This is a genomic window from Okeania sp. SIO1H4 (assembly GCF_010672695.1).
GTDB classification, from domain to species: domain Bacteria; phylum Cyanobacteriota; class Cyanobacteriia; order Cyanobacteriales; family Microcoleaceae; genus Okeania; species Okeania hirsuta.
In genome coordinates, this window is sequence record NZ_JAAHGB010000012.1 from 333,145 (window position 1) to 348,284 (window position 15,140).

Below are 15,140 nucleotides of genomic sequence, written 5' to 3' on the forward strand. Positions count from 1 at the left end.
CAGGAAAAAATCTGTGTAGAGTTTTAGCATATATTGGTGAACCACTACAAATTTATCAATTGCTTCTGAGACCTGATAATTCTATAGTGAATCAAAGCTTCGATCCAGAAGATCATGATATGATTCAATTAGCTGGCTTTGGTTTAGCTACCTGGAGTAAAGGGACTCTTAGTGAAGATTATCCTTTTATTTATAAGGGTATCAAACCTCCATTTTATGACCGCAATTTAGGCTCCCTATGTGAGCGTCACGAAACAAATGTCCTTCTGTGTCATATTCGTGCTAGTGGCTATGATAGCCTTAATTATGAAGCTGTTGTTAATGAAAATAATTGCCATCCTTTTATTTTTCCAGGATTTCGGTTAGCTATGGCTCATAATGGTGGGGTAAATGGATTCAAGGAAATTCGTCTAGATTTATTAAATAGGTGTAAACCAGAGATTGTCAAATATGTAGAAGGTAGCACAGATTCTGAGGTTGTTTATGCACTGCTAATGTCTCAGTTAGATGAACCAACTAAAGATTGAAAAGTTGATGAGATGATTGAAGCTATTAAGAAAACAATTAAAGTTATTCTTGATGTTCAAACTCAACATAATTGTACGGGACTAAGTACTCTCAAACTGTTTTTAGTAGATAGTAATGATGTACTTGTAGCTAATGTTGGAATTGGCTATAATCGACAACTAAATGTGGAAAGAAACTGGGAAGATTTAAAAGAATATCCTAGAGGAACAAAAGAATTTTCTTTGTCTCGGTTAAAAGGTCCAGTTTGGTCATTGAAAGGGAAAAAATTTGGTAATTATGAAGGATATCAAATGGAACCTTCTAGTAATGGAAATGAAGATATTAGTTCGGTAATTATTTCATCTGAACCATTGACAGAAGAAATCGGAAATTGGTCAATGATTCCCTTTCAAAATCTTTGCTTTTTCAATCATAACGGGGGAAAACCAAAAGTTGAGATTAAACCTTTTGATATTGATTGAAAATTAAGTTTAATAGAATGGTATAGCGCTACGCGCAAGTCAAAAGTCATGCATCGAGTGCGTAATTCTGAGGTTTCCTTAGAATATCAGACACACTCAAGACAGTCAAAAGGCAAAAGTAATATATGACTGAGCCCCAACATTTAGTAATATCCTAACCTTTACTTCGATTACTATAATACTTGGGTGGAGTACGCAAACTTGCTTCGCTCAAGTTGGCTTTTTTTCAGATTGACTTAATTAAGGACAATTGTTACTTTTAAACTTAGTTATCTTGGATTTTGATTACTCAGCAAAATAATTCCTATCCCCATCAATATCCAAGTTCCTTCAAAACCAACATTAATCCGGTGAGTTTTTTCTCTACTCAATAAATACTGAAATTCTCTATCTGACAATTCAAAAGCAGATTGTGCAAGTTGTTGATTAGCGTCAGTTAACCGCATAAAATCTAATGCTCCCCAATAGGTGGAGATACCAACAACAAAAATACCAATTGCCGTACCAAATAAACGAAACATAATTAACTGTTAAAATTAGATTTATTAAATTTAAGTAAATTTTGATTATATTCAAAATTACCAAAATCTTACAACATTTGTTTTTGATAATTAAAATGGATTTGTTGAGGGTGTGTTATACAGCTATTATCAATCCCTGTTAAAGGTATTTAATAATCTAGAGTGGGCAAAGAAAACAAAATTTATTGTTAGTGCTTCTTTTTCCCGCTACCTTTAAGAATGGCAAAAAAAAAGAAAGTAGGGAAGGAAACAAAACTCACACTTTTTTCAGGATATTCTTGTTTAAGAATCTGATTCTCGCACGTTAAAAAATAATCTTGCTGACTGCTGATTGCTGAGATATGACCACTCCGGAAATCATATTAGATTGCTCAAAAATTTGGATACTTTTGATGAAATTAAACATCAATTAACTAAAGATGACCAACCAAGTTTTAATCATCGGTGGATATGGCAGAATTGGTAGTAGTGTTGCCAGAGATTTAACTACTTATGCCAACTCGGAAATTACGATTACCGGACGTAAACAAGAAGCCAATATCAAAGAAATTCTTATTCCTGGAGTTAAATATTTAACTTTAGATTTAGCAAATAAAGAAAGAGTAAGAAATACTATTCATTCTTATAGTAAATCCTCAGAAAATTTAGTTATTCACTGTGCTGGTCCGTTTCATCATCGCGATACTAATGTTCTGAAAAATTGCATTGATGCAGGTATTAATTATGTAGATATTAGCGACTATCGAGGATTTACTCGTAAAGCTTTAGAATATTCTGAAGCTGCCAAACAAGCTGGTGTTACTGCAATTATTAATACAGGGATTTTTCCTGGAATTTCTAATAGTTTAGCTCGTAAATCTGTAGAACAATTTGATGAACCAGAAGAAATACATTTAAGTTATGTTGTAGGTGGTTCCGGTGGAGCGGGAGTAACAGTTATGCGGACTACTTTTTTAGGTTTACAAAATCCTTTTGAGGTGTGGAAAAATAACAAGTGGGAATTTGTTAAACCTTATAGCGATCGCCAAGTTATTGATTTCCCCAAACCCTACGGAAAAATTGGAGTTTACTGGTTTGATCTGCCAGAATGTTTGACTTTGCCGACCTCTTTTCCCGTGAAAACTGTAACTACAAAGTTTGGTTCTTTTCCAGACTTTTATAATCATCTGACTTGGATGACTGCTCATTTATTTCCTGTTAGTTGGTTAAAGAATTCAGGGGTAGTAGAATTTTTATCTCAAGTTAGTTATAAAATGACTCAAGTTACAGATAAATATAGTGGTACTGGTGTAGCAATTCAAGCGAAAGTTATTGGTAAAAAGTCAGGGAAAAAAGCTAATTTTTGCTCGTCAATTATACATAAAGATACTGCAACTGTTACGGGCATTGGTGCTGGTGGTATTGCCGAATTAATATTGTCTGGAAAGTTGAATAAACCAGGTGTTTGGTCTGTGGAAAATAGTTTGTCTACTGAATTATTTGAACAAGTAATGAAGAATCGTGGTTTTGTGAAAATATGTGGTAAGAAATCTGTGGTTTATCAACTGAAAAGTTAGGGCTATTTCGGTATAATTAATGTTGAGGGTTTTATTACTTTAAATAAGTGTATAATTCTCCATAATGTTTAAAAAAGTAAGACTTCCTCGCATAATTTACTAAGCTCAAAGATGAAATTTATGTCAGAAATCAAAGAAATTTGCACTGTGTACCTAGGAAACTCAATGCTTGATGATGACTATACTCTTTATGAAGACGGACAAGTTAAAAGGTTTTATGATCGAAACCAATGGTCATTGAATAACGAAGAGTGGGTTGAGGTAAAAAATCTTAGCGATCGTATTAAGCAAAAATTGTTAGATAAATGTCCAGAAGATTATAAAAATAAGGCAAGACAACTCCTTAGTTTATAATCTTATACTCCATGTTGACAACTGATAACTGATAACTGATAACTGATAACTGAAAGAGTGCCTCCCATAATTTCAGGAGATGTACTAATTATGGAAGAATTTTCAAACATAATTTTTTCATCTTGACATTGTATATCTGTATTTTACCTTTAGAAAACTCTTTGGGAAGTTTTTTCCAATAAACATACTAATGGCTAATTAATCTTCCTTTACTAATCAGGACTTACGCACAGACACTAAATCCAATGAGGGCGAATGCCATTCGCCCCTACAGATAGTGGTTTAACAGTCAATTTGTGTAAGTCCTGACTAATATTAGCCATTAGTAGTGAAAATTTTGATACTCAAATACTACTAGCAAAATTATTCTGACTTAGCAGTAAAATTTCCTTCTTTGTGAGAGCGATCGCTAACTTTTTCTATCCAGTTGAATAACCGCTTTGAGACTTGTAGCTTACCGTTAATAATTGTGTCAGACAAGATGATTGTGGTTGCCAATATGGAGATACAAATTATACTCATATTACTAATTCTATACTTAGACTAGACCGTATAGTTTGATTATAATTACAATATATAACTACAAGTTTGATAATGTCAACTCAGAAAGAAAAAAAGCTAATGACCAAAATCAAGAGGTTGAAAAAACAAGGCCAGGGTGCTGTCTGTAAAGCAGAACAAATATTAAGAGGAGCAATACCAGAATTTCTGAAGAATGGTTATGCTTGTACCAGTATGGACAAAGTAGCTAAAGCAGCAGGGGTATCTAAACAGACACTATATAGTCATTTCACAGATAAAGAAGGATTATTCACAGCTTTAGTCAAGCGAATAGCTACCAAGAAATTTAATTTTGTCTGGTCACAACCACTTGAAGGAGAACCGGAACAAGTATTGCGCAATTTAGCTGATAGATTACTCACAGAAAACATCAACGATACTGAATATTTAGAATTTGTCAGATTAATTATTGCTGAGTCAGGAAAATATCCAGATTTATCCAAGTTATTTTTAACTCAAATAGCAAAACCAGCAGTGGAAATTCTGACAAAATATTTGCAAGAACATCAAGAATTAAACCTTGACGATCCAGAAGCAACTGCTAGAATTTTTGTTGGCTCTTTAGTATACTTTATTCTGAATCAAAAAGTACTCCATGGTATGGAAGTAATGCCAATGGAAGCTGGGCGTTATATTGATAATTTAGTAGGTTTAATTTCTATTAAAATCAAAAACAAAACGATTTGAAGAAGGTTTTAGGTGTTAGGTTATTCAACAATTAATAATTAATAATTAATAATTAATAATTAAATGATTCGGGTTTAAAGCCTCCCCTTTTAAGGAAAAAAAAGCGGTCGTTTGCGGAGCATTCCGTAGGATGGGATGGAGAGGTCTCCTCGCCATATCCAATCGACCAAGAGAAGAAATAATATTTCCTTATATTCAATTATGTAACGGTTTTAACCAGAGGTAATTATCAATTATCCATTATCAATTATCCATTATCAATTATCAATTAATGAACTCTCCTCTCCTTGAAAGCGAATAGGATTGACTCAAAGGAAAATTTTTTCTTGGTTCTCCTTTAAAGGAGAGGTTTTAAACCTTAATTATTCGGTAACCAAAAATCAAAAAATTGGGGAGTGTAGTTGAGGATACAGAATAAGGTGTTAGGTTTGAGGAAAAGTAACTTAAATCAAATTAAATCAAAATCAGAGTAATAATTATTAACTATAGCAATCAGGAATCAGATGTGAGAATTGAGGTGTTCCTTTAAATCATATTGCTATAGCAGTTTTCTTATTCTTATGTATTCGTTTCTTCCCTATTCCCTATTCCCTATTCCCTAGAACAAAAGTCTCCAATATCTCACAACTAAAATCATATTGCTATAGATTGAGAGATATTTAAACACTATTGAAAATCAACATATATGATTAGTTATTAAAAATTTAGGGGTAAAATTTATTAAAAAAAGTTTAAATCACTGGACAATAGAAAATAATTTATAATTAGTAACTAGGTATAACTTGCCAATTTACGCTACTCTATATATCAAAAATCTACTTAGTAATAGTTAGTCAAGAAAGTATGGCATAAATACTCAAATCAGTCTCGAAGACTAAGGACAAGCGCTAAAATCAGGACAAGATTACCAAGTCTAGTTAGCATCAACGATTAAATCAAGAAAAACTAATACTATACTAAGGACAAGCAAAAAAATGACTACACCCATTGTTGCCTTACAACAACCAAAAGATATTTCTCTAGGAGAAATAGAAGAAGAATTAAGTAAAATTTGGCTTAGTCAAAATGGAGGAAAAGCAGCACCCATTGCTACCAGAGCTGCTACCTTTAGCATGGTAATTTACGAACCAGAAGAATTTCAACAATTGCTAGGGGGATTAGGATTCTATGAAGGCCCCATTGATGGGATTCATGGGCCACAAACCAGGGATGGAATTAGAAATGCACAAAAGACATATCAACTGCCAATCACGGGTAGAGTAGACCCCAACACCCTAGCCAAATTGCGCGAGGAATTTGCCAAACAACCAGAAGACCGACAACAAATCGCAAACATTAATGTTAGAGGATTTAGTCTAGCAGACGCGATCGCAGCTCAAAACCCCTGTCGTATAGTTACTCTGTGCCCAAATATTGGGGAAGAAGATACAGGGGTAACAGCTCAAGTATCTGCCTACTGCCCAATTCAGAAGAAAAGCACCTCAAATCTAGTTTGTAGTGAATATGTAACCCTACGGGGAACAAAATCAGCAATGGAAAGGGTAGGTGAAACGGTAACATCATTAATGATTCCCGATCTACCTAAATTTGTATGGTGGAAAGCAACTCCCAACACAGACCAGGAACTATTTCAGAGTTTGTGTGAGAGCAGTAATTGCATAATTATGGATTCCTGTTACTTTTCCGATCCAGAATCAGAGTTTTTAAAGATGCAGGAGTTGATTGATAATGAAACCTATATTGCCGATCTCAACTGGCACCGTCTTTCAGCTTGGCAAGAGTTAACTGCTGCTACTTTTGACCCTCCCCAACGAAGAGCAGCTTTATGGGAAGTTGACACTATTACACTTGACTATGAAAAAGGAAATGCTGCCCAAGCACTAATGTTTTTAGGTTGGTTTGCTAGTCGTCTTGATTGGAAACCAGTTTCTTATGCAGAAGTGGGTGGTGACTATGATATTACTCATATCAAATTTCATGGGCAAAATAATCAAGAAATTGTTGCCGAATTAGCAGCTATTCCTACTGCTGACTTTGGTGAAATTCCTGGAGACTTAGTTGGTGTGCGTTTGGGTTCGACTAATCCTGGTGCTGATATTAATTGTTGCACAATTTTGTGTTCTGAAACTACTGGTTGTATGCGTTTAGAATCTGGTGGTAAGGCGCAGTCTTGTCTGACGGAGCAGGTAACAGCATTAACCGATCAGAAAGCGGAAGCGTTGATGGCACAGCAGTTACAACGTTGGGGAAGGGATGTTTTATATGAGGAAAGTTTAGAAATGACAGCACAGATACTGAAGTTAAACGGAAAATAGGAGTCAGGAGTCAGGAGTCAGGAGTCAGGAGTCAGGAGTAAATTTTTAAAGGAGATTTCAACCCCTCCGCGCACCTTCCGGTTTCTATAAACCGGGGGTTTCAACCCAGATATGCTCAAAGCTGTTAAACGGAAAATAGGTAATGGGTAATGGTTCAACAATTAATAATGAATAATGAATAATTAATAATTAATAATTACCTCTCCTTGAAAAGAAGAGGATTGACTAAAAGGATAATTTTTTCTTCTCTTGGTCGATTGGATATGGTTAGGAAACCCATCCATCCCACCCTACGGGAAGCTCCGCTTTTTCCTACGGAATGCTTCCCTACAGGATGCTGCGCAAACGCAAACATGTCGCGCAGCGTTAACGGAGTTGTGCGCTAGCAAAACGACCGCTTTTTTCTCCTTTAAAGGAGAGGTTTTAAACCTTAATTATTCGGTAATAGGAGATGAGGAGGAAATTTGTTTAAAAGGAAGGAGCAAACTAATCTGTAGGGACGTTGCATACAACGTCCCTACCTATTTCCTACCCCCTAAGGACGAAAATCATAGCTAAATTCACCAACGCCTGATTTTTTAATTTTGACTGATAACTGATATAGCAGTTTCCGAAGCTATGAGGTACAGTTGTTTTTATTCTTTTCTGTTCCCTGTTCCCTCTCTTGGTGCGCGTTCCCTCTCTTGGTCAGCATTCCGCAAGCGAGCTGGCGTCGTCGCGGGGTCTGACCGCTTGCGTCTGACGCCGACGCGGGGTCGCACCGCTGTTCCCTGTTCCCTCAAACCTAAAATTTTGTACCTCATAACAACGGGAAACGCTGTAACTGATAACTGATAACTGATAACTTTTCTAGAGGAGTGTAATGAATGAGTGAAGTCCGTAACTGGTTGAAAAGTATTCCTGCTCAAGACAAAAAAACTGCTGTTCAAATGAAAGTTGGGGAGTTATTAGAAGCTGGAAATTTTCAACAGTTATATCAATATTTAATAGATTTTGATTTTATTAAGGCTAAAATTGCTGTTGATGACCTACAGGTATTAATAGAAGATTATAACTCAGTATTACACCCTTCAAAACCCTCAGATATAACTGCTCAACAAATAGAGACTTTGAGATTAATTCAAGGAGTATTTCGTCTCTCAGAAGATATTATAAAACAAGATAAAAAACAACTAATAGAACAACTTTGGAGTCGTTTAGTTGGTATTGAAAATCCAGATATTCAAAACTTATTAGATCGGGCAAAAAAAAGTAGAAGAACTGCTTGGTTGCGTCCTTTAGTTCCTACTTTCCCACCCCCCGATACAGAATTAATTCGTACTATCAAAGGTCATACCGCAGTTATCAATGCTGTAGTAGTTACAACGGATAATCAATACATAATTTCCGGTGCTAGAGATAATCAAATTAAAGTTTGGAATCTGGAAACAGGAAAAGAAATATTTACTCTCACTGGTCATAAAAAAGAAGTCACATCATTAGCAGTAACATCTGATGGAAAACTACTTATTTCAGCCTCAGCAGATGAAACAATAAAAATTTGGGATTTAATCGAAAAAAAACCAATAATTACCCTAAATAGACATGATGCACCAGTAACTTCAGTAGTTATTACACCAGACGAAAAAGAATTTATTTCTAGTTCTGATGATGGTACTATTAAAATCTGGAATCTAGAAACAGGGGAACTTCTTCACTCTATTAAAGCTCATAAAGCAGAAGTAAAATCTGTCACAATTACACAGGATGGAAAAAAAATAATTTCAGCTTCCTTTGATAAAACTATCAAAGTTTGGAGTCGAAAAACAAGGAAATTAATTAAGACACTTAAAGGTCATACTGCAGAAGTTGAAGGAGCTGCTGTTACGCCAGATGGAAAACGAATTATTGGGTACGACCTTGATGGAGAATGGGATTTCCTTTTCGGTTGGATTTATGTTTGGGATATAAAAACAGGAGAACAAATATTTCAATTATCTGGTCATGATAGTGTAGTTGAATCTGTAGCAGTAACTCCTGATGGTAAACACTTAGTTTCTGCATCCGGTGATTCAACAATTAAAGTTTGGGATTTAGAAACAGGAAAAGAAATTGCTACTTTTAGAGACCATCGTTATTATGTAAATGATATTGTCATTACAAAGGATGGTAAACTGGCAATTTCTTGTGGTTCTGACCCCAGTATAAAAGTTTGGGATTTAACAAAAGTTTGGGAAAATAATCGGGTAAATTATACTCCTATTGGTCATATAGAAGAGATTAATGCTGTTGCTATTGCTCCTAATGGTAAATGGGCAATTTCTGCTGCTTGTGACTTTAAATTAAAAGTCTGGGATTTAACAAATTTTTCTGAAGTTTGTACTATAGAAATAGAAGGCTTTGAAGTAGTACATTGTTTTGCAATTACTCCAGATAGTAAACAGATATTTCTTGGTTTTAGCAGTTCAGAACCTAGTACTAAAATCAGAAAAATGAAATGTCGTAATCCCAGAACTCAACAAGAAACATTTGCTTTTTTATCCCCTTTATATTTAGGAAATTTTATGGTAGTAACCCCAGAAGGTGAAGCTCTTATTTCTGGATATTGGGAACACCGTGGAATGAAGATTTGGGATTTAGAATTAAGGCAAGAAGTTGGCTATTTAGGAGGTCATGAAGAGGAGGTATCTTGTATAGCAATAAGTCCTGATGGTAAGTATGTTATTTCAGGTGCTCACGATACAAATGTTATGGTTTGGGATTTAGAAACAGAAGAAAGAGTTTTGGTTTTGACTGGTCATGATGACTTCGTTAATTCTGTTGCAGTGACTCCCGATGGTAAGTATGTTATTTCAGGTTCTTATGATCATGATGTGAGAGTTTGGGAGTTGGAAACAGGTGATAAAGTTGGTGTGTTTAGAGGTCATGAAAGAATTGTATTAGATGTTGTAGGATTAGCAAATAGTCGAGCTATCTCTGCTTCGGAAGATAATACTTTGAAATTGTGGGATTTAACAACTAAAAAGGCGATCGCTACTTTTATCGGAAGTAGTGGGTTCAAACGTTGCGCAGTTGCACCGGATGGAAGAACTATTATTGCTGGTGATTATTTTGGGAGATTACATTTTTTATATTTGGAAGGTTAGTGGTAGAGCGGGGGAGTGGGGAGCAGGGGAGTGGGGGAGTGGGGAGTGGGGGAGTAGGGAGTGGGGGAGTAGGGAGTGGACTGACACGCCTAAAAATGTAGGTTGGGTTGAACGGCAGTGAAACCCAACAAAACCCAACAAAACCTTACTAATGTTGGGTTTCGTCCCTCAACCCAACCTACAAAATTTACTATAAAATTTACTACTTTAAAATTTACTGTCGTTGTTGACTTGCTGCTTCCGACTGAGCAACTGCTGCGGCAAATTTTGGATTTTGTTGTAGGTCTTCTGGAACTTCTCTTGCTTCATGTAAACCGATAGTATTTGACCAGTTGGTTTGATTATTCCATGTGATATTACTGAGATCGACACCATTGAGGTTGGCATTAAACAGGTTTACCCAACTAAGGTTGGCACTACTGAGGTCAGCATCATTGAGTTTGGAATGACTGAGGTCGGCATTAAAGAGGTCAGTACCTCTAAGGTTAGCATTACTAAGGTTAGCATTACTAAGGTCAGCACCACTGAGGTTAGCACGAATGAGGTCGGCACCTCTAAGGTTGACACAAATGAGGTTAGCACCGTTGAGATCGGCATTATAGAGATAAGCACAACTGAGGTCGGCATCTTTGAGAAACTTACCTATTTTTTCCACAAAAGTACCATTCCCAAGACATTGACTATAACCAATAATCCTCAATAATTTTGTTCGATCAAAATCTTCACCACCAGGTTTACTACAAGGATAAAAATGCAACTGCTCCCCCAACTCCTCCTGAGACCTCCCATAACGATGCAACTTAAACAACAAAATCATCACATTCAACCCCGTATAAATATCCACCTGACGTTGCCCAGACTCAATACCCCACTGCCACAACTGCCTCGTCTTTTTCTGAGGTAAAACTTCCTCCCTTTCCTCAATAAACTTCCCATCAGACCAGTCTACATAAAACCCATACAAGCGCTCAAACAACACCATCAACTCAACCTTACTCTTCACCAACAACGCTATCAAATATTCCACAACTTCCACTGTCAAACTGCCATAACCAAATAGATCGTAAACCCGCCACTCAAATTCCTCATCAGACACCACATAAGTCTTACGTCGCTTCCCTGTTTTCTCCGTCAAATCTTCCAGACTTTCCACCATCCGTTTTGCACAGAGAAACTCACCAAAACTCTTGTGGAAAAACTCCACCGAATTTTCTGCCTTTGCTGCTGACTTCAAATAAAACGCAGCTAAAGCATTTTTCAATCCATCTTCTCGCTTATTTTGTCGAGCATTCTCAATTAAATCTTGCAACTCCTTGTATCCCTGTTTCAGCAGTCGGTCTTCAATCATTTTTATTGCAGCATATTCCCCACCAGACTGCACCACACACAACCCTGCTTCTGCCAACAAAATTTCTAAATCTTCTTGCTCCAACTGCGTAATTTTTCGACTAACATTCCCTCGCTGTTTTTTCAGCACCCATTTCAACGCCTGCTCATAAATCAAAACTTTTGTCCCACCAACATCAGCAGTAGCAAACATCTCTACCTGTAACTTCTTATCTCGGTGCATTGCAGCTAGCAAATATAACAAAAGTGGTTCCCGCGCCAACTCCTTAACCTGCTCCGGACATTGTTCACTGTGCAAAAATTCCCGGAACTTTTCAAAGTATCCTTAGCATTTCGGTCATTAAAATTAATTTCTTTATCCAAGTTTTTAATCTGTTTTTGTACCGCTTCCGAAGCCTCAGTTTCTGTCAGCCTATTTTGAATTTTTGGATGGTCTATTAAAAATTGTCGTAAACTTTCTAAATATGCCACCTGAGCCACCAATTGTACTTCATCTTCTAAAGTAGGCTCTTGACGAGTTTTTTCAATAATAAAAGTAATAATTCCAGTTGCAATAGGCAAAAAAGGTAAACCCGCTCCGGCAACTTTTCCCAGGGGAGAATTTAGTACATCCAAAACAGAATCAATATTTTCAATAAAAGGTTTTAATTCTTTAGCATCCTTATTTTCTTGTAGAGCTTTTGCTATTTCCAAAACCGCCTTACCAGACTCAACCCCACCTTGAACAGTTTCAGATAAATTCAATTCTATTTCTGTGTTGAGAACTCGCCAAATATTCCGCCAGAGTTTACGTGCCATAGTTAATTTTTATTCCTTTAATTTTTGCACAATATATTTGTATATCTACAGTTTGATTTCTGTAAATTCCCGATGTTAAAAAAATTGTAGTAGTCCAGTAGGGTGTGTTAGCAAAGCGTAACGCACCTTTGATTATTAGGACTTACCCACCTGCAACGTATTTTCGTCATTGCTAGCCATAGGGTCGCAATCTCAAATCCTAATTTTTCTACCTTATGCGTAAGTCCTGATTATCTAACATTAAAGGCAACATAAAAAGCGGTAGTACAGTTCAATATATACCTATTTTTGTTGGGTTTCCTTTCGTCAACCCAACCTACAAATTTACTGTACTGTGTTGAGAACTCGCCAAATATTCCGCCAGAGTTTACTTGCCATAGTTAATATTTTTTCCTTTAATTTTTGCCCAATATATTTGTATATCTACAGTAAAATTTCTGTAAATTCCCGATGTTAAAAAAATTGTAGTCCAGTAGTGGACTGACACATCTAATTTTATGCATTGGAGCTGTGCTTAAATCCCCCTTACAAAAATAACTTCTGACTTCTGAGTTCTGACTTCTGACTTCGTTAACACTCTACCAATAATTCTACTTTCAGAATATTCCTGTTGTAACGCCTGCAAACAAGCACTCGCTGACTCCGCAGGTACAGTAGCAAGCAAACCCCCAGAAGTCTGTGGATCAAACAACAATGGATAAAGAACATGGGTACTTACCTGCTCCGAATTTTGAATAGATGCAGACATCCGCAGATTTTCCGGATACAGCGAACTAAAAATACCTTGCTGCAAAATTTCTGCCACTCCTGGCAACACAGAAATTGCCTCCATTTCCAATTCCACAGCAACTTTAGAAGCTTTCACCATTTCCAGCAAATGTCCGACTAATCCAAATCCTGTCACATCCGTACAAGCAGTCGCACCATATTCCAATAACAATTTGGCAGCATTCTGATTTGAAACCAACATTGATTTTATCGCACTTTCAATCCAACGTCCCTTTGCTCGTAGACGCATATCGGCAGCAAATAATACTCCCGTACCCAACGGTTTCGTTAATATCAACACATCTCCCGACTGCATCCCACTGTTGTACAATAGTTTCTCCGAAAATGCTAAACCATTGCAGGTAAGACCAAAAGCTAATTCTGCTCCTTCTATTGTATGACCTCCCATCAAAACAGCACCTGCTTGATTAAGAATTTCCGTTGCTCCCAATAACAATTGATATAAATCATTCTCTTGTTGACTGGATGAAGCATAAGGAATAGTAGCGATCGCCAAAGCACTTTGAGGTGTTGCTCCCATGGCAAATAAATCGCTCAAACAATGATTCGCTGTGATTTTTCCCAATAAATAGGGGTCATCTACCAATGCCGGAAAATAATCAATAGTCTGCACCATCACCTTATCTGTTGGCACCCTAACTACTGCAGCATCATCAGGAGTATTCATACCAATCAAAATATCATCCCTCTGTATTTGCTGTTGAATACGGTGCAGTACTTTCTCCAAAACCTTACTACCTACTTTTGCTCCACAACCAGCACAGTGCATAATTTCGGAATCTTTCCTCTTTCTACTCTTCCCTTTCCCAGAGGAGGGATAACTTCTACCTTCCATCTTCAGGTTAGTAAACTTATCCATAAATTTGCGGTCAATGTGGTCTTTCCAACGCCAGAGTAAAGACTCAGGACCAAATCCAATTTGGCCACGAGAAGCGATCGCTCGTTGGTCTCCAGTGCCAATTAAAATCAGGAATTTTTTCTGAGGTATAAATGACTTCAGAGGTTTTCTCTGGAGAGCGCGTTGTAAATTTTCCAATAAGGGTTTTCCTTGTCGTACTGCAAAAACTCCAGCTTTTGGCCGTGAATGGTTAACCATTGTTGCCACATCTCCAGCAGCAAACACTTGCGGATGAGAAATTGACTGTAGTTTGTCATTGACTAAAATAAAGCCACTGGCGTCTGTTGCTAACCCCGCTGTTTGTAACCAAGGTGCAGCAGATGCTTGAGTTACCCAAAATAGGATATCGCATTCTATTTGTAATCCCGAATTACACTCAATAATTTTGGGTGCAAAGTCTAGAATTTTCCGCTCACTCATCCGTGCATCCGTGGCAAAATCACTGTCTTGCCCATCCTTACTCTTCACCCCAGTCACATTTTCTTCTAAATGCAATACCACACCGCGACTTTTCAGAATTTTCTCAACTTGCTTTCCCACCCAACGATGGCGTCCGGGTAATAGTCTTGTACCTCGATGAAACAGATGCAACTCCAGGTTATTAGTCGGTTGTCTAGCATTCTGATAAATGTTGTGGAGATGACTTTGTACAGCAAATGCTAACTCCACACCCCCGACACCACCTCCAACTATTCCGATACAGATTTTTTGTTCTGGTAACTGAGCAACTGTTGCTGTTATCTGATGCCAATAGGTGAGAAATTTTGATATGGGTTTGACAGGAATACTATATTCTCTTGCTCCCGGTACAGTTAAGCTAGCGGGAGTACTGCCAATATCGATGGATAGTACATCAAAAGTTACGGGTGGACGGTTAGCACAAATTACCTGATTTTTTTCCAGGTTTAGACCAATGGCGCGGTCTACAAATATCCTAGCTCCGGCAAATTTTGCGAGGGGATGCAGGTCAATATGACATTGGTCGAAGGTATATAAACCTGCCACATATCCAGGTAGCATCCCAGAATAGGGAGTATGATATACATCTGTAATTAGGGTTAATCTTACTCCTGGCATGGGGTTCATCGCAAAATTTTTAATGGCGATCACGTGGCTATGACCGCCCCCTATTAGTACAAGGTCTGTTTCTGTTGCTATGGATGATTTCATTGTTATTAATAATATTTAGTTATAGTATCA

General features: G+C 37.1%; 12 protein-coding genes. 7 read left to right on the forward strand and 5 right to left on the reverse strand.

The features are described from left to right. Positions 1–59 precede the first annotated feature (59 nt). Together F6K06_RS12215 and F6K06_RS12220 are read left to right on the forward strand one after the other, a co-directional pair. Entirely contained in the window at positions 60–527 is a 468-nt protein-coding gene (locus F6K06_RS12215; RefSeq protein ID WP_124154385.1) for a class II glutamine amidotransferase, read from the forward strand. Between the two features lie 12 nt (positions 528–539). Beyond that, on the forward strand, positions 540–989 hold the full coding sequence (locus tag F6K06_RS12220) for a hypothetical protein (RefSeq protein ID WP_124144126.1): 450 nt from the start codon (positions 540–542) through the stop codon (positions 987–989). A 269-nt stretch (positions 990–1,258) separates the two neighbouring features. Here the strand turns inward: F6K06_RS12220 and F6K06_RS12225 are convergent, their stop codons facing one another. Beyond that, positions 1,259–1,510, reverse strand: a complete 252-nt coding sequence (locus F6K06_RS12225; RefSeq protein ID WP_287241186.1) for a hypothetical protein — start codon at positions 1,508–1,510, stop codon at positions 1,259–1,261. A 419-nt stretch (positions 1,511–1,929) separates the two neighbouring features. Between F6K06_RS12225 and F6K06_RS12230 the strand changes: the two genes are divergently transcribed. Both F6K06_RS12230 and F6K06_RS12235 read left to right on the forward strand, forming a co-directional pair. After that, positions 1,930–3,066 (forward strand): saccharopine dehydrogenase family protein, encoded by a 1,137-nt coding sequence (locus F6K06_RS12230; protein ID WP_287241188.1) that lies wholly within the window; start codon positions 1,930–1,932, stop codon positions 3,064–3,066. 147 nt (positions 3,067–3,213) lie between these two features. After that, positions 3,214–3,420 carry a hypothetical protein gene (locus tag F6K06_RS12235; protein WP_124154382.1) on the forward strand — a complete coding sequence of 69 codons (207 nt, stop codon included), beginning with the start codon at positions 3,214–3,216 and terminating at the stop codon, positions 3,418–3,420. A gap of 363 nt (positions 3,421–3,783) precedes the next feature. On the opposite strand, the gene F6K06_RS12240 is transcribed toward F6K06_RS12235, so the two are convergent. After that, the gene (locus F6K06_RS12240) at positions 3,784–3,942 is read right to left on the reverse strand and encodes a hypothetical protein (RefSeq protein ID WP_161564943.1); all 159 of its coding nucleotides are present in this window, start codon (positions 3,940–3,942) and stop codon (positions 3,784–3,786) included. Between the two features lie 99 nt (positions 3,943–4,041). Between F6K06_RS12240 and F6K06_RS12245 the strand changes: the two genes are divergently transcribed. From F6K06_RS12245 to F6K06_RS12255, 3 genes are all read left to right on the forward strand, one after another. Beyond that, complete coding sequence (locus tag F6K06_RS12245; RefSeq protein WP_124154381.1) at positions 4,042–4,668, forward strand: TetR/AcrR family transcriptional regulator; 627 nt, start codon at positions 4,042–4,044, stop codon at positions 4,666–4,668. A 974-nt stretch (positions 4,669–5,642) separates the two neighbouring features. Then, positions 5,643–6,983 (forward strand): glucose-6-phosphate dehydrogenase assembly protein OpcA, encoded by a 1,341-nt coding sequence (gene opcA / locus F6K06_RS12250; RefSeq protein WP_287241191.1) that lies wholly within the window; start codon positions 5,643–5,645, stop codon positions 6,981–6,983. An 866-nt stretch (positions 6,984–7,849) separates the two neighbouring features. Further along, positions 7,850–10,108, forward strand: a complete 2,259-nt coding sequence (locus tag F6K06_RS12255) for a WD40 repeat domain-containing protein (protein ID WP_287241193.1) — start codon at positions 7,850–7,852, stop codon at positions 10,106–10,108. A 214-nt stretch (positions 10,109–10,322) separates the two neighbouring features. Here the strand turns inward: F6K06_RS12255 and F6K06_RS12260 are convergent, their stop codons facing one another. From F6K06_RS12260 to selD, 3 genes are all read right to left on the reverse strand, one after another. Continuing rightward, a complete protein-coding gene (locus tag F6K06_RS12260) occupies positions 10,323–11,753 on the reverse strand; it encodes a pentapeptide repeat-containing protein (protein WP_287243255.1) in 1,431 nt (476 codons plus the stop codon). Beyond that, entirely contained in the window at positions 11,684–12,253 is a 570-nt protein-coding gene (locus tag F6K06_RS12265; RefSeq protein WP_287243253.1) for a hypothetical protein, read from the reverse strand. Before F6K06_RS12265 ends, F6K06_RS12260 begins: the two co-directional genes overlap by 70 nt. A 514-nt stretch (positions 12,254–12,767) precedes the next feature. Continuing rightward, positions 12,768–15,110, reverse strand: a complete 2,343-nt coding sequence (gene selD / locus F6K06_RS12270) for a selenide, water dikinase SelD (protein ID WP_287243251.1) — start codon at positions 15,108–15,110, stop codon at positions 12,768–12,770. Between the last annotated feature and the right edge of the window lie 30 nt (positions 15,111–15,140).